Raw genomic sequence first — 16,363 nt, 5'->3', positions numbered from 1 at the left:
CAGCCGCCGCGGTGATCGCACGGCAGCGCCGGCAACGACTCGCGGGCAGGGCATGGAGTGCCGTGGCAAGTCGCATGCGCCACTGCGTCTTGTTCAGGGGTAAGGCAAGCTAACTACCTGTTGCGTCAAAGCGCCGCCGCCTGCTGCGGATTCGCGACCAATGGTGGCTGCGCACTGAGATCGTGGAGCGTAATGGATAACAGGTACTTTCCGTTGGTCGTCGTGGTGGTCATGCTCGCGCTCGGGATGACGCTGACCGTTGACGACTTCAAGCGGGCCGCGACGTTGCGTCGACCGTTGTTGGTCGCGCTGCTCTGTCAGGCGTTGGTACTGCCCACCTTGTGTCTGCTCATCGCCGAGGCCTTTCATCTCGACCCGAACCTGGCCATCGGGCTGATGCTGATGTCGGCGGCACCGGGCGGGACGATGGCGAACGTCCTCAGTCACCTGGTGAACGGGGATTTGGCACTTAATCTGACGTTGACCGCGGTCAATGCCGTGTTGTCGATTTTCGCGCTGCCGGCGATCTTGGCGGTGTCGATGACCTGGTTCCTTGGAGAGGGGCGCCTGATCCCGCTACAGGTCGACAAATTTCTGGCGGTGTTCGGCCTCGTGCTCATCCCGACCTCGATCGGCATCGCGATACGCAATCGGTTTCCCACGCTGGCTCAGCGGCTGCAGCGGCCCGTCAGAGTGCTGGCGATCGTGCTGATGGTGTTCGCAGTCGTCGCGGCCATCGCCGGCGGCCAGACTTCGCTGTACAACAACTTCGGCGTGCTGATCGGAGCCGTCCTCACCTTCTGCGCGGTCAGTCTGACGGTCGGCTATCTGGTGCCGCGCTGGATGCATCTTGGTCCGCGCCAGGCCATTGCGGTCAGCTTGGAGATCGGCTTGCACAACGCCATGCTGGCGATCGGCATAGCCCTGAGTCCACAATTGCTGAACAATGCCGAAATGGCGACCCCGCCCGCTGTTTACGGCGCGGTGGCACCACTGCTCGCCTTGGCGTTCATCGCTGCCATCCGACGGTTCGACCCGGCCTTCCGCCATGTTCCGCGCACCGATGCCGCGGTGAACGAACAACCTGCCTAAGCGCTCGCTATTTGCGTTTCGCGGCGGCCAGGCGATCGGCGAATGCCGGCGACTGAATCGAATGTGCCTGCGGCCCAAGCTCAGTGCGCATGGCCAACCGATGTTGATCGTCGTCCAGCGAACCCAGGCTCGCGGTGGCGCGCATCGTGGCCTTGGTCATCAACACCACTTCCCGTGGCGCGGAGGCGGGCCCAGCTGCCAGCTCGAGTGCCGCGGCGACGGGGTCGTCGGCCATCGTGAGCGCCAGACCGTGCCGGACGGCCGACTCGGCGTCGAAGCGCAGGCCGAACAACAGGGCCGCCCGGGCGACTTGCGGGCCCACCGCTCGCTGCAACATCCAGGTCGCGCCCCCGCCGGGGTGCAGCCCCAGCTTCTGAAATCGCGCGTCGAACAGTGCCCCGGGGCCGGCTATCCGCACGTCGGCGGCCAACGCCAAGTTCAGTCCGGCGCCGACTGCGGCGCCGTTGACCGCCGCGATGGTGGGCAGCGTGCAGCTGCCCACCGCCATGAATCCGTCGTAGAGCTGCTGCAGGCCGGACTCCGCCGCACCGCCGCCCGTGGCGCCCAGCACGCTCAGGTCGGCGCCGGCGCAAAACGCTTTGCCCGCGCCGGTCACGACGACGGCATGCACGTCGGTATCGGCTTCGGCTTGCTCGACGGCGCCGCGCAGCAGTGCCGAGATCTCGCCTGTCACCGCATTGCGCCGATCCGGGTCGTTCACGGTGAGCAGTGCCACGTGGTTGCTCACGCGGTACAGGACGGGGTCGGATTGTGCCATCGGGCAAGCGTACTTCTCGCGTTTTCCGCACTATGGCGACCGGCACTCACGGCTCTTTTTCGGCTCGTCCGGTCGTCGAACGGCATTGAAATCCTCGTGAGTGGTAGCCCTGTCGCGCCGGCTCCTGAACGTAGGTCGCCAGACCGGTAACCAGCCCTTTTCACTGCTGAATGGCTCGATCTCATCGCGTCTGACCACGTAGTCAACATGAGTAAAACTGTTGCTAACCGTGATGCGGGCCAACATCATCGGTCTAGATCCCTGGAGCGGGCCAGGGGTCTAGGTGAGTTGGGAAGTGGATGGATCTTGACGGCCGGGCGTTTCCCCTAACGCGCGGGCAGCTGGACATATGGCTGGCGCAGGAGACGGGTCATACCGGCACCGACTGGCAGCTCGGCCTTTTCGTGAAAATCGAGGGCACGGTGCAACGTCGTGCCCTGGAGTGGGCCATCCGGCGCGTCGTGCAAGAGGCCGAACCACTGCGGGCCTCTTTCTTCGAGGTGGACGGCAACGTCTTCCAAAAGCCAATCGACGAATTGCATGTCGAGGTGCCGTTCTACGACGTGAGCGGCTCCGCCGATGCGGTCGCCGAAGCTCGCAGCATCGCGTTGTCGTTGCAGCGCATCCCAATGCCGTTGACCGGGCCGCTGGTTAAATTCGCGATATTTCAGACGCGACCTGACGAGTTTTACCTATTCGCCTGCGGCCACCACATCGTCATCGACGGAACCGGTGTCGGCTTGGTGGGTCACCGGATCGCGGCCGTCTATTCGGCTATCGTCTCCGGTGCATCCATTTCGCGCACTCTTTTCGGTTCTCTACAGGACTTGGTGGATTGCGAGCTGGCATATGAAGCCTCCCCCGATTACGCAGATGACAAGGCGTATTGGACGCTGAATCAACCGGCAGAGATCGCTGGGCGACACTGGTTGCCCGACGTTCCCGTCGAGCGCGATCCGTGGCCGTCCGAGCCCGTTCGACTGGATCCCGAAGTCCTCTGGCGAATCGACGTACTGTGCCAGATATGGGATTTGCCAAGGACTTCGGTCATCACTGCCGCGTGCGCACTGTTGGTGCGAGGTTGGTGCGCCGACGGGCCGGAGGTGGTGCTCGACTTTCCGGTCAATAGGCGGGTTCGCCCGGAATCGAAGACCCTGCCGGCGACCATGGCCGGGGTGGTGCCGCTGGTGTTGCAGGTGTCGCCCGAGTCCACGGTTGCCGAGTTCTGCCGGCACGTGGACACCCGGATAGGAGAAGCGCTGCGGCACCAGCGATTCCCGGTGCATACGCTGCAACGCAAAATTCGCGATGTCCGATCGTCGGCCGAGCGGGTGGTGGTCAATTTCGAGCCGTCGGGATTCACCTTCCCCTTCGGTGTGGGGCGGGCGACGGCGTCGTACACCAATTCCGGCCACGTGGGCGGTTTTGGGTTGCTCTTCCTCAGTGCGGGCGATCAGCTGTTTTTGAGCACCGCCGGCGTCGGCGAGCCCTTTTCGAATTTCGACGTGTCTGATTTGGCGGGTCGGTTGGAACGGGTGTTGACACTGTTCGCTGACGCTCCGGCGCAACGGCTTTCGTCGGTGGATCTACTGCGTCTCGGTGAGCGGGCCGCACTCGACGGCTGGAGCAACCGGGCCGCGCTGGCCCAGCGGGTGACCGGCGTATCGATCCCGCAGGTGTGGGCGGCGCAGGTGGCGCGGGCGCCGGAAGCCGTGGCGATCAGCGATGGGCAACGTTCGTGGACCTACCGCGAGGTCGAGCAGGCCGCCAACCGATTGCCCGCCTGCTGACCGACTACGGTGTGGGTCCGGGTGAGCTCGTGGCGCTGCTGTATTCGCGGTCGGCTGACGCGATCGTCTCGATCCTGGCGGTACTCAAGGCCGGTGCGGCCTATCTTCCGATCGACCCGGTGGTTCCCGCCGCCCGGATCGCGTTCACGGTTGCCGATGCCGCGCCGATCGCCGCGCTCACGACGGCGGACCTGGCCGACCGGCTGACGGGCTACGGCCTGACGGTTATCCACGTCGACGACCCGGCGATCGAGACTCGGCCCGCCACCACGTTGCCCCCACCGGCTGCTGAGGATCTTGCCTACGTCATCTACACCTCGGGCACCACCGGCACACCCAAAGGTGTTGCCATCAAACATCACAACGTCATTCAGCTACTTGAGTCACTGGACGCCGAGCTGGAGCTGGGTCCGGGCCAAGTGTGGTCGCAGTGGCATTCTCTGGCCTTCGATGTCTCGGTCTGTGAGATCTTCGGGGCCCTGCTGCGCGGTGGGCGTCTGGTGCTGGTGCCCGAATCGGTGGCACGATCACCCGAAGACTTTCACTCGTTGCTGGTGGCCGAACAAGTCACCGTGTTGAGCCAAACCCCCTCGGCTTTCTATGCGTTGCAAACCGCTGACAGACTGCAGCCCGAATTGGGCGACCAGCTCAAGCTGGCAACCGTGGTGTTCGCGGGCGAAGCCCTTGAACCACAACGTCTTCAGGCATGGCTGCACAAACATCCAGGGCCGCCGCGATTAGTCAACCTGTACGGCACCACCGAAACGACGGTGCATGCCTCGTTGCGGGAGATCGTGCGCGCCGACACCGACAGCATTGCCAGCCCCATCGGGGTGCCGTTGGACCATCTCGGCTTCTTTGTGCTCGACGAATGGTTGCGGCCCGTGCCGTCGGGCGTGGTCGGTGAGTTGTACGTGGCCGGTGCCGGTTTGGGGACGGGGTATCTGGGCCGGGCCGGTTTGACCGCGACGCGGTTTGTGGCATGTCCGTCCGGCGGTGCGCAAGTGCCCGGAACCCGGATGTATCGCACCGGGGACATGGTGCGGTGGAGTCCGGACGGCCAGTTGCGGTATTTGGGGCGTGCTGACGCACAAGTCAAGATCCGCGGGTATCGCATCGAGCTTGGTGAGGTGCAGGCGGCGCTCGCCGGGTTGGCCGGAGTCCAATCCGCGGCGGTGATCGCCCGTGAGGACCGGCCCGGTGACAAGACTCTGGTGGGCTACATCACCGGAACGGCAGATCCTTATGAGGTGCGCACCCTGCTGGCCGAGCGGCTGCCGCCATACCTGGTGCCCTCCGCTGTGGTGGCGCTGGCCGCCCTCCCGCTCACCGTCAACGGCAAGCTCGACAAACGTGCATTGCCAGCACCGAGCTTCCATGACACGACTGCTGTTTCGCGCCTGCCGGCCACTGCCGTCGAGGAGGTACTGGCCGGGATCTACGCCCAGGTGCTCGGGCTGGAACGGGTGGGCGTCGACGAGTCATTCTTCGACCTGGGCGGGGATTCGCTGTCCGCGATGCGGTTGGTGGCGCAGGCGCGGGCGGCCGGCGTCGCCTTCCGAACGCGAGATGTGTTCGTCGAGCAGACGGTAGCGCAGTTGGCCCGGGTGGCGGTGGTCACCGCGGATGCCGCCGAAGTGGCCGACGCGGGAAACGGCGCGGTGGTGCCCACCCCGATCATGCGCTGGCTGCGCGAGGTAGACGGTCCGATCGATCAGTTCAACCAAACCGTGGTGGTTCAGGCCCCCGTAGGGGTGCGCGAATCCGATGTGGCTGTGCTGGTTCAGGCACTACTGGATCGGCACGCCATGTTACGGCTGCGGGTCGACGGCTTCGGCTCTGGCGGCACCGGCGACTGGTCAGCGGCGGTGTCCGAAGCGGGCGCGGTGCGGGCGACCGATTGCCTGCACGCCGTGGATGCATTGAGCGACGAAGCGCTCATTGACGCCCGCTCATGGTTGGACCCCGCCGCTGGGTCTGTGCTGAGCGCTTTGTGGGTGACGTCCACCCGCCAGTTGGTCTTGATCGCACATCATCTGGCCGTCGACGCGGTGTCGTGGCGGGTGCTGGTGGAAGACCTCAACATCGCCTGGGCGCAACACCGCGCGGGTCAGGGAGTGACGTTGCCCAGTGGCGGGACTTCGTTCGCCCGGTGGTCGGCGCTGTTGGCGGAGCACGCCCACCACCCGGAGGTGGTGGCCCGGGCACGGGCGTGGCGGCACGTCACAGCGGTACCGGCGGCTCTACCTGCGGTGCGACCGGAGATCGACACCTATGCCAATGCCGGAACCCTCTCGGCGGCCTTGGACACCGAGACCACCCGGATGCTGCTCGGTGCGGTGCCCTCGGCGTTTCATGCCGGCGTGCAGGACATTCTGTTGATCGCCTTCGGTCTGGCCTGGGCCCAATTCGGCGGCGCCGATCGGGTGCTGCCGATCGGCATCGATGTGGAAAGCCATGGGCGCCACGAGGATTTGGCCGCCGGAGTGGAGTTGTCGCGCACGGTAGGCTGGTTCACCAACAAATATCCAGTGGCATTGTCGGTGGGTGGACTGGACGGGGCCACCGTGGCCGCCGGCGGCCACGAACTGGGCGCGCTGGTCAAAAACGCCAAGGAACAACTTCGCGCCCTGCCCGACTCGTGGTCATACGGACTGTTGCGTTACCTGAACCCCGAGGTGGATCTCGGTGGGTCGGACCCGGTGATCGGGTTCAACTACTTGGGCCGGCCGAGCGGCGGCGCCGCGGATCTTTCCGGCGAGTTGTGGCGGATCTCGCAGGACGGCGCAGCGGTCGCTGCCGTCACCGGCGCGCTACCCATCCCGTTGCTGCACACGGTGGAACTCAACGCCGCCACCGTCGAGACCGAGACCGGGCCGCAGCTGCACGCCCACTGGACGTGGGCGCCGTCGGCCATCGACCACGCACAGATCCACCAACTCAATCGGTTGTGGTTCGAGGCCTTGGCCGGGATCTGCGCGCACGTGCGCTGTGGCGGAGGCGGGTTGACGCCTTCGGATATCGCTCCGGCCCGGCTGACCCAACCCCAACTCGACGAGCTGCAGCACTATCCGATCGCCGATGTGTTGCCGCTGACCCCGCTGCAGCAAGGACTGCTCTTCCACTCCGCGCAACGCGACGACGACGACATCTACGCGGTCCAGCTGGACATCGCCCTGGCCGGCCGACTCGACCAGCACCGACTGCACGAGGCCGTGCACACCGTGCTCGGTCGGCACCCGCACTTGGCCGCGCGATTCTGCCAACGGTTCGACGAGCCGGTACAGGTCGTCCCGCTCGCGCCGGTGTTGCCCTGGCGGTATGTCGAGTTGGACAACGACGTCGACATCGACGATGCGATCGGAAACCTCTGCGCAAGTGAGCGTGCCGCGGTACATGAGCTGGCCGATCAACCGGCCTTCCGGGTGGCGCTGATCCGTATCGCCGACGACCGTCATCGGCTGGTGTTGACCAATCATCACATCGTGCTCGATGGTTGGTCCCTGCCCATCCTGCTCCAGGAGATATTCGCCGGCTACTACCGGCAGCGGCTGAGCACCGCGGTGCCCTATCGCAGATATGTCAGCTGGTTGGCCGATCGGGATCATGCTGCGGCCGAGGCGGTTTGGCGTGAAGTCCTGGCCGGTTTCGACACACCCACCCTGGTGGCGCCGTCGGCCCGGTCGCGGCGGGGCCGGCGCGGCCTTGCGGTTTTCCGCGTGCCCGAGCACCTCACGCGGGCTGTCGGTGAGCTGGCCCGCTCCTCGCATACCACCGTCAACACCGTGCTGCAGGGCGCCTGGGCGCAGCTGCTGGGTGGGCTTACCGGCCAGCACGATGTCGTCTTCGGCACCGCAGTCTCCGGGCGCCCAACCGAAATAGCAGGCGCTGAAACGATGCTGGGCCTGTTGATCAACACCGTGCCGGTGCGGGCCAATATCGTCTCGACGACTACCACCGCAGACCTGCTGGACCAGCTGCGCACTGCGCACAACTACACACTTGAGCACCAGCATCTGGCGCTCAGCGATATTCATCGCCTCAGCGGTCATGAGCAATTGTTCGACACCCTTTTCGTTTACGAGAACTATCCGGTCGATGCCGCGGCGTTGGGCGCCGTCGGGGATTTGGCGATCAGCGGGTTCAGCACCCGCGAATTCAACCATTATCCGCTGTCGTTGCAAGCCATTCCGGGTACCGAACTAGGGCTCCGCGTCGAATACGACACCGATGTGTTTGATGCGCACACCATCGAGACGTTGATCGGGCGTTGGCGGCGGCTGCTGGTGGCGATGACGGCCGACCCCAGTCGGCGGCTGTCGTCGTTGGATGTGCTCGACGAACTCGAACATATCCGCCTCGACGAACTCGGCAACCGGAGCGAGCTGACCCGGCCGGGGTCAAGATTGGCATCGCTTCCGGAATTGTTCGAGGCAAGGGTCGTTGCCGCGCCGGGGGCGACGGCGGTGACCCACGGCGACCGTTCGCTGACCTACCGTGAACTGGATCAGGCTGCTAACCGGTTGGCGCACTTGTTGATTGACCGTGGGGTGGTCCCCGGGCAGCGAGTCGTGCTGCTCTTAGAGCGTTCCGCACAGGCAATCGTGGCGATATTGGGAGTTCTGAAAACTGGTGCGGCGTATGTGCCGATCGACTCGGCGCAACCCGACGCCCGGGTAAACGCGATTCTGTCGGATGCGGCACCGAGTGCGGTGATCACCACTGCGGGCTTGCGGGAGCGGCTGCGCGATTACGAGGTGCCGGTGGTCGATGTCGCTGATGCCGCTCTACTGGTTTATCCCGACACCGCGTTACCGGCGCCGGCCGCGCAGAACATCGCCTACATCATCTACACCTCGGGCACCACCGGAAGTCCCAAAGGTGTTGCCATCACGCATGACAACGTCACCTCACTGCTGCAGTTACTGCAGGCCGGACCGTTACCCCAGAGTCCCGGGCAGGTGTGGTCGCAATGGCACTCCTACGCGTTCGACGTCTCGGTGTGGGAGATCTGGGGGGCGCTGTGCAGTGGTGGGCGGTTGCTGGTGGTGCCCGAAGCGGTGGCCGCCTCGCCGCGGGATTTCCACGAGTTGTTGGTGGCCGAAGGTGTCAGTGTGTTGACGCAGACGCCGTCTGCGGTGGCGATGCTCGAGCCGGAGGGCCTGGAGTCGACAGCGTTGTTGCTCGGCGGTGAGGCGTGTCCGGCCGAGGTGGTCGACCGCTGGGCCGCGCCCGGGCGGGTCGCGATCAATGCGTACGGGCCGACCGAGGCGACGGTGTATGCGGCGATGAGTGCGCCGCTGACCGCAGGCTCGCCGGTGGTGCCGATCGGTGTGCCCGTGCCCGGTGCGGGTCTGTTCGTGTTGGATGCCAGCCTGCGCAGGGTGCCGGTCGGCGTAGCCGGGGAGTTGTATGTGGCGGGTCGGGGTGTGGGTGTGGGGTATGTGGGCCGTGCGGGGTTGACGGCGTCGCGGTTTGTGGCGTGCTCGTTCGGGGGGCCGGGGCAGCGTATGTATCGCACCGGGGATGTGGTGCGGTGGGGCGCTGATGGGCAGTTGCAGTATTTGGGTCGGGCCGATGAGCAGGTCAAGATCCGTGGTTACCGGGTCGAGCTTGGTGAAATACAAGCGGCGTTGCTTGGTGTGGGTGGGGTGGAGCAGGCGGCGGTGGTGGTGCGTGAGGACCGCCCCGGTGACAAGCGTCTGGTCGGTTATGTCACGGGTTCGGTCGATGCGGAGACCGCTCGGGTGCAGCTCGGGCAGCGGTTGCCGGCGTATATGGTGCCGGCTGCGGTTGTGGTGGTGCAGGCGTTGCCGTTGACGGTCAATGGCAAGTTGGACACTCGCGCTTTGCCGGTCCCGGATTATCAGCAGGTCCAGCGTTACCGTGCGCCCAGTGGTCCGACCGAAGAGATCATCGCCGGGATCTACGCTCGGGTGCTGGGCGTGCCGCGCGTCGGTGTGGACGACTCGTTTTTCGACCTCGGTGGAGATTCGCTGTCGGCGATGCGGCTGGTTGCCACGATCAATGCTGCTTTGGATATCAGCCTCGGGGTGCGTACCTTGTTCGAGGCATCCACTGCGGGCCAGTTGGCGGTTTTGGCTGGGCAAGGCGATGCGGGTGGCGGGTTTGAACCGCTGGTGGCCGGTGCGCGGCCGGCGGTTATTCCGTTGTCGTTCGCGCAGCGCCGTTTGTGGTTCGTTGATCAATTGCAGGGTCCTTCACCGGCTTACAACGTGGCGATCGCGGTGCGGCTGGGTGGCGAGCTGGATGTCGAGGCGCTCGGTGCCGCGCTTGCCGACGTGGTGGGTCGTCATGAGAGCCTGCGTACTGTCATCGTCGCGCCGGACGGAATTCCTCAGCAGGTGGTTGTGCCTGCCGAGCGGGCCGATTTCGGGTGGCAGGTCATCGATGCCTGCGGTTGGCCGGCAAGTCAATTGGACGAGGCCGTGACCGAGGTGGCCCGGCATTCGTTCGATTTGGCTGTCGATGTCCCTTCGCGGGCAAGGCTTTTCCGTATCGGGCCGGAAGAGCACGTGTTGGCCGCGGTGGTGCATCATATCGCGGCCGACGGTGGGTCGCTGGGGCCACTGGCGCGTGACCTCGGGGTGGCCTATGCCAGTCGGTGTGCGGGGCAGGCCCCGGGCTGGGCCCCGCTGGCTGTGCAGTACGCCGATTACACCTTGTGGCAGCGCGCGCAGTGGGGCGAGCTGCAAGATCCGCACAGCCGTGTCAGCACGCAGTTGGCGTACTGGGAAGAGGCGTTGGCCGGGATGCCCGAGCGGGTGGCGCTTCCCACCGATCGGCCTTACCCCTTGGTGGCCGATCAGCGCGGCGCCACGGTGTCCATCGACTGGCCGGCCGAGTTGCAGCAGCAGGTGCGTGGGCTGGCCGCGGCGCAGAATGCGACCAGCTTTATGGTGGTCCAGGCCGCGCTGGCGGTGCTGTTGGTCAAACTCGGTGCGGGTTCTGATGTGGCGGTGGCCTTCCCGATCGCGGGGCGCGGTGATCCGGTCCTGGAAGACGCGGTGGGATTTTTCGTCAACACTCTGGTGTTGCGGGTGCAGGCCGACGGCGAACCCACCGTGGCCGAACTGGTGACCCAGGTACGTCAGCGCAGCCTGGCCGCCTACGAGCATCAGGATGTGCCGTTCGAGGCGGTCGTTGATCGGCTCAACCCGACCAGGTCGTTGGCGCACCACCCCCTGGTTCAGGTGTTGCTGGCCTGGCAGAACAACAGTCCGGGCAAGCAGGCGTTAGGTGATCTCAGTGTCACCCCGTTGTCGGTCGACACCGCTACTGCGCGTATGGATTTGGCGTTCTCGCTAGCGGAGAGTTTCACCGATACCGGGGCGCTGGCCGGGATCGGCGGGACGGTCGAATTTCGCACCGATGTGTTTGATGCGCACACCATCGAGACGTTGATCGGGCGTTGGCGGCGGCTGCTGGTGGCGATGACGGCCGACCCCAGTCGGCGGCTGTCGTCGTTGGATGTGCTCGACGAACTCGAACATATCCGCCTCGACGACCTCAGCAACCGGGCCGCGCTTACCTCACCGGTCAGTGCCACAGTGTCGATTCCGGCACTGTTCGCCGCCCGGGTGGCCGCCGCACCCCAGGCCGCAGCGGTGACTTACCGGGATCGCACACTGACCTATCACGAGCTGGATCGGGCCGCTAACCGGTTGGCACACTTGCTCGTCGCAAGAGGCATCGGACCGGGCCACTGCGTGGCCCTGCTGTATCCCCGGTGCGCCGAGGCCATCGTGTCGATGCTGGCGGTGCTCAAGACCGGCGCAGCCTACCTGCCGATCGACCCAGAGTTGCCCGACACCCGTATCCGATTCATGCTCGCTGATACCACGACAAGCGCGATCATCACGACGGAGGCGTTTGCCGACCGGCTGCGCGATTACGAGGTGCCGGTGGTCGATGTCGCTGATGCCGCTCTACTGGTTTATCCCGACACCGCGTTACCGGCGCCGGCCGCGCAGAACATCGCCTACATCATCTACACCTCGGGCACCACCGGAAGTCCCAAAGGTGTTGCCATCGAGCACCGCAACGCTAGCTGGCTCGTCGAGTCGCTCGATGCGGGCCTGCCGCCCGGGCAAGTCTGGACGCAATGCCATTCGTCAGCGTTCGACTTCTCGGTGTGGGAGATCTGGGGGGCGCTGTGCACAGGCCGGCGATTGCTGGTGGTGCCCGAAGCGGTGGCCGCCTCGCCGCGGGATTTCCACGAGTTATTGGTGGCCGAAGGCGTCAGTGTGTTGACGCAGACGCCGTCTGCGGTGGCGATGCTCGAGCCGGAGGGCCTGGAGTCGACAGCGTTGTTGCTCGGCGGTGAGGCGTGTCCGGCCGAGGTGGTCGACCGCTGGGCCGCGCCCGGGCGGGTCGCGATCAATGCGTACGGGCCGACCGAGGCGACGGTGTATGCGGCGATGAGTGCGCCGCTGACCGCAGGCTCGCCGGTGGTACCGATCGGCACACCTATTGCGGGCGCAGCGGTTTTCGTACTTGACCCGTGGCTGGCGCCGGTGCCGGTCGGCGTAGCCGGGGAGTTGTATGTGGCGGGTCGGGGTGTGGGTGTGGGGTATGTGGGCCGTGCGGGGTTGACGGCGTCGCGGTTTGTGGCGTGCTCGTTCGGGGGGCCGGGGCAGCGTATGTATCGCACCGGGGATGTGGTGCGGTGGGGCGCTGATGGGCAGTTGCAGTATTTGGGTCGGGCCGATGAGCAGGTCAAGATCCGTGGTTACCGGGTCGAGCTTGGTGAAATACAAGCGGCGTTGCTTGGTGTGGGTGGGGTGGAGCAGGCGGCGGTGGTGGTGCGTGAGGACCGCCCCGGTGACAAGCGTCTGGTCGGTTATGTCACGGGTTCGGTCGATGCGGAGACCGCTCGGGTGCAGCTCGGGCAGCGGTTGCCGGCGTATATGGTGCCGGCTGCGGTTGTGGTGGTGCAGGCGTTGCCGTTGACGGTCAATGGCAAGTTGGACACTCGCGCTTTGCCGGTCCCGGATTATCAGCAGGTCCAGCGTTACCGTGCGCCCAGTGGTCCGACCGAAGAGATCATCGCCGGGATCTACGCTCGGGTGCTGGGCGTGCCGCGCGTCGGTGTGGACGACTCGTTTTTCGACCTCGGTGGAGATTCGCTAGCCGCGGTCCGCTTGATCGCCACGATCAACAAGGCCCTCGGCACCACCTTCGCCGTGCGCGTGCTGTTCGAAGCGCCGTCCGTCAGCAGCCTCAGCAGGCAGGTCGGCGAGTGGGCCAGCTCGGTGGAAGTGGTTCCTGTTGAGTTCTTCAAAGAAGGTTCGGGCGCTCCGCTGGTCTGCATTCACGAAGGATCCGGGCTCAGCTGGCCGTATCGAACCCTCGGCGACTATGTGGACTGCCCGGTCATCGGCATCAATCAGACCCCGCCAACTGATGACGCCAAGCCGCGATCCATTCGAAGTATGGCCGCCAACTACGCCGATAGGCTCCAAAAGGCTTATCCCACTGGGCCTTACAAGCTCCTCGGCTGGTCGTTCGGGGCGATCGTCGTCCACCAGCTCGCCATTGAACTACTTAGCCGCGGTTGCGTAGTCGAACGCCTGATCCTGCTGGATCCGCCGCGCAGTCCCGACAACTCACTGAGCAACCAGGCGCTGGACGAAAGTCAAGTCGAGAGTCACATTTTGAAGTACTTCACCGAGTCAGCTCAGACAGGTGACGTATCGAAGCAAGCAACCGAGGTCACTCTTCCATCGCGCGAGCTCTTCGAGTTCATGGTGCAAAATGCCACGGACAATCAGGTCTATTTCCGACACCACGCACCCGATGTGTTCGACGGCGACGTGTTCATCTTCTCCGCTGCGCGAGATGGACAGCGCAGCGACCTATCCCAGCTAGAGGGTTGGCAACCTTATGTCACCGGCGACATCACCGAATACGCCGTCGACTGTGCTCACAACGACATGCTCACCGCTGCGGCGCTGACCATGTACGGCGAGCAGCTCAGAACTTCAGTGCAGACCTGAGAACTTCCTCGAGCCCGGCGACGCTTGCATCATCTGCTCGATCAGGCCAGGACAAGGGCCGGAACGTCGGGCTTGTAGACCTTCTTGTTCTCGACCTTGAACAGGTCAACCATGTTGCCGCCCATGACCTTTCGGACGCCGTCATCGTCGAGCCCATGCGCTTCGAGATCACCGACGAGGTTGATCGGGTCGGCCAGGCCCTCGGGGTGCGGCCAGTCCGAGCCGAAGATGACCCGGTCGATGCCGCACAGGTCGGCCATCTGCTTGAAGTTGTCCTCCCAGAAGGGCGCGACGTACACGCAACGTTTGAATGCCTCGATCGGGTCCTCGGGGAACTCCTGCGGCATCTTCGAGTAGACGTCCCTGAACTGGTAGAAGAGGTAGGGCACCCACGACGCGCCGTTCTCGACCGACAGGATGCGCAGGTCGGGATTGCGGTTGAAGGCGCCGTGGCACACCAGTGCCGCCATGGTGTCCTCGATGGGCCGCTTGCCCATTGCGACCATCCGGAACGAAGTGGGCTTGAACGGCTTGAACTCGTCGCCGGGCTCCCAGTCGTTGAGGTAGGCGGCGTAACCGCTGTCCGAGGCGTGCATCGAAACCGGGATGCCGGCCTTCACGCAGGCGTCCCAGAACGGGTCGAACTCCGGCAGGCCGAAGGAGCGGGTGCCGCGATAGCCCGGCACCGGCGCCGGACGAACCAGCACGGTCTTGGCGCCACGCTCCACACACCATTCGAGTTCCTCGATGGCACGGTCGATCCTGGCGAGGTTGATGACCGGCGTGGAGAAGATGCGGCCCTCGTAGTCGAATCGCCAAGTCTCGTACATCCATTGGTTCAGCCCGTGGATGATGTCCAGGATGGCGTCTGGGTCGTCCTTGAGTCGCTCCTCGACCAGGCTGGCCAGCGTGGGAAACATCAGTGTGTAGTCCAGGCCGAGTCCGTCGAGCACCTCGAGCCGGGCCGCGGGATCGCGGAAGGCGGGGATGGCCTTCATCGGCTTGCCCATCACCTCGCGGTAGCTCTTGCCGCCGCTACCGTGGCGGAAATACTCCTCCTGCGCGCCTGGCCTCGCGACCACCTCGAACGTCGGGTTGGGGATGTAGTCGCTGATGGTGTTGCGGACGACGATCTTGGTCCGCCCATGGACGTCGATGTAGTCGATAATGCCCTTGCGGTGATCCGGCAAAAACTGGGTCAGGGCTTCCTTCGGCTCGTAGAAGTGGTTGTCGGCATCGAACACCGGGTAGGACAGCTCGCGTGATGGCATCAGGCGTCTCCTGGAAGTCTCATGGACACTGTAGGGGTAATGACATTACCAATCTCAACTGTAACGCCGCAAAACTCCCGTTCAGTCCCGGTTATTCCAGTTCAGAAGCCGCGAACCAACCGCTTGCGCGCCCCTAAAGCGTGGGCGGTGACGCCTAGGCTCTCGCAGAGTCGAGAATCGCGTTACCGAAACGATGACCGACGCGCGCCGCTGCGGCCGGGGCGCGGCCGTCGGCGGCGCCCTATCCTGGTCGTTGGCTCGTCGGCCGGGGAGGATCGCCAGTGAAGGTTATTGCGACGCTCATCGTCGGCGGCGTGGCGGGCCTTTTTTCGCTGAGTGGTACCGGCGTGGCCCATGCGGACACTGCCCGGGAGCAGGAGGCGTGCCAGCTGATGGACGACCCGGCGGGACCGCAGGCGGGATACGCCCCGGCCGAATACGCCTTTATGATGCTGCGCGCCAAGATGTCAGCTCAGGCGGCGCGGGACATCATGTCCGTGGCGGTGCAAGACATTTGCCCGAACCATCTGGTCGACTTGCCCGCTAGCTGGCGATGACAATTCAGTGCGCAAGAATAATAGCGCTGAGCATTAAAACTCGGCGTTGACCCGCAGCGAATTGGCTAGCAGCGTGCGCCGGGTCCGTCCACGACCAGGCCCCGGCAGCCGTGCCTGCAGCGGATCCGGTGAATGATTCGTCCGACCGGGTTGCCTTCCGATGTGTACTGATACCAGACGAGGGCATCTGCTAAACCCTGACATTTTCGGCATCGTTCAGTTTCACGTTTGTACATTGGCATTCTCCATCCAGCGAAATGGGGGATACGTCCAACGTTGGGCGAATTGAATTCAAATTACCTGACGGCCATTCCGTTCGGCGTTTGCCGCGCCGAAAGAGCGTTCAGTGTTACCCAATTGGAACGCGGCGTAACGTTCCGGCAGAACTCGGTGCCGCGGGCCGTAGTCGGCGAGCTGCGCGATGCCGGCGACCTGGTGCCCTGGAGGTGTTTGCATGACGCGGACTGCGCGAGAAGTGGTGGAGCTGTACAACCTCGTCGTGTGGAATCAGCGCGACTTCGCGCTCGCCGACGAGCTGATGGGCCAGACGGTGACCAGGCACGAGGTGGGCGGGGCGAAAGTCCTCGCGCATGAGGACGCGGTGAATCGAATCATCGATCACTGGGCCATGTTCGAAACCATCCGCTTCGACCTCAACCTGGTCGTGGCCGGCGACGATGGCGAGCATGTGGCCATCGTGTACCAGTCGCCGATGCGGCTGAAAGACGGCACCGAGACCACCGTCGGCAGCATCGAAATCTTCCGAGTCGTGGACGGCAGGATCACCGAGGTGTGGAATTGCGGTTACCAGCAAGGGATTTGGGCGTGACGCCACGGGCCGGGCGTACGCGGCTGT

The 16,363-nt window shown here is 64.8% G+C and carries 7 protein-coding genes; 5 read left to right on the top strand and 2 right to left on the bottom strand.

Annotated elements, in window-relative coordinates:
* The first annotated feature begins 192 nt into the window (after positions 1–192).
* Positions 193–1,092, top strand: coding sequence for a bile acid:sodium symporter family protein (locus tag MSG_RS17445; RefSeq protein ID WP_096441501.1), 900 nt, complete (start codon positions 193–195; stop codon positions 1,090–1,092).
* Positions 1,093–1,099: 7 nt separating this feature from the next.
* On the opposite strand, the gene MSG_RS17440 is transcribed toward MSG_RS17445, so the two are convergent.
* Complete coding sequence (locus MSG_RS17440; protein ID WP_096441499.1) at positions 1,100–1,870, bottom strand: enoyl-CoA hydratase; 771 nt, start codon at positions 1,868–1,870, stop codon at positions 1,100–1,102.
* 299 nt (positions 1,871–2,169) lie between these two features.
* Between MSG_RS17440 and MSG_RS26235 the strand changes: the two genes are divergently transcribed.
* On the top strand, positions 2,170–3,660 hold the full coding sequence (locus MSG_RS26235) for a condensation domain-containing protein (protein ID WP_408632015.1): 1,491 nt from the start codon (positions 2,170–2,172) through the stop codon (positions 3,658–3,660).
* Positions 3,609–13,679 (top strand): amino acid adenylation domain-containing protein, encoded by a 10,071-nt coding sequence (locus MSG_RS17435; protein WP_408632014.1) that lies wholly within the window; start codon positions 3,609–3,611, stop codon positions 13,677–13,679. Before MSG_RS26235 ends, MSG_RS17435 begins: the two co-directional genes overlap by 52 nt.
* 41 nt (positions 13,680–13,720) lie before the next feature.
* On the opposite strand, the gene MSG_RS17430 is transcribed toward MSG_RS17435, so the two are convergent.
* The gene (locus MSG_RS17430; protein ID WP_096441497.1) at positions 13,721–14,950 is read right to left on the bottom strand and encodes an amidohydrolase family protein; all 1,230 of its coding nucleotides are present in this window, start codon (positions 14,948–14,950) and stop codon (positions 13,721–13,723) included.
* A gap of 281 nt (positions 14,951–15,231) precedes the next feature.
* Here MSG_RS17430 and MSG_RS17425 point away from each other — a divergent pair, with 281 nt between their 5' ends.
* Together MSG_RS17425 and MSG_RS17420 are read left to right on the top strand one after the other, a co-directional pair.
* A complete protein-coding gene (locus MSG_RS17425; RefSeq protein ID WP_181159218.1) occupies positions 15,232–15,507 on the top strand; it encodes a hypothetical protein in 276 nt (91 codons plus the stop codon).
* A 454-nt stretch (positions 15,508–15,961) separates the two neighbouring features.
* On the top strand, positions 15,962–16,336 hold the full coding sequence (locus tag MSG_RS17420; RefSeq protein ID WP_096441495.1) for a nuclear transport factor 2 family protein: 375 nt from the start codon (positions 15,962–15,964) through the stop codon (positions 16,334–16,336).
* Positions 16,337–16,363: the final 27 nt, after the last annotated feature.

Source organism: Mycobacterium shigaense (assembly GCF_002356315.1).
In the GTDB taxonomy this organism is placed as follows: Bacteria; Actinomycetota; Actinomycetes; order Mycobacteriales; family Mycobacteriaceae; genus Mycobacterium; species Mycobacterium shigaense.
Note: the sequence above shows the minus strand (reverse complement) of the source record. Positions and strands in the feature narration are given on the sequence as shown.

What these genes read in the sequence shown, in the direction of transcription:
- MSG_RS17445 (WP_096441501.1), top strand. Translation starts at nt 193, where the DNA reads ATGGATAACAGGTACTTTCCGTTGGTCGTCGTGGTGGTCATGCTCGCG.
- MSG_RS17430 (WP_096441497.1), bottom strand. Translation starts at nt 14,950, where the DNA reads ATGCCATCACGCGAGCTGTCCTACCCGGTGTTCGATGCCGACAACCAC.
- MSG_RS17440 (WP_096441499.1), bottom strand. Translation starts at nt 1,870, where the DNA reads ATGGCACAATCCGACCCCGTCCTGTACCGCGTGAGCAACCACGTGGCA.
- MSG_RS17420 (WP_096441495.1), top strand. Translation starts at nt 15,962, where the DNA reads ATGACGCGGACTGCGCGAGAAGTGGTGGAGCTGTACAACCTCGTCGTG.
- MSG_RS26235 (WP_408632015.1), top strand. Translation starts at nt 2,170, where the DNA reads ATGGATCTTGACGGCCGGGCGTTTCCCCTAACGCGCGGGCAGCTGGAC.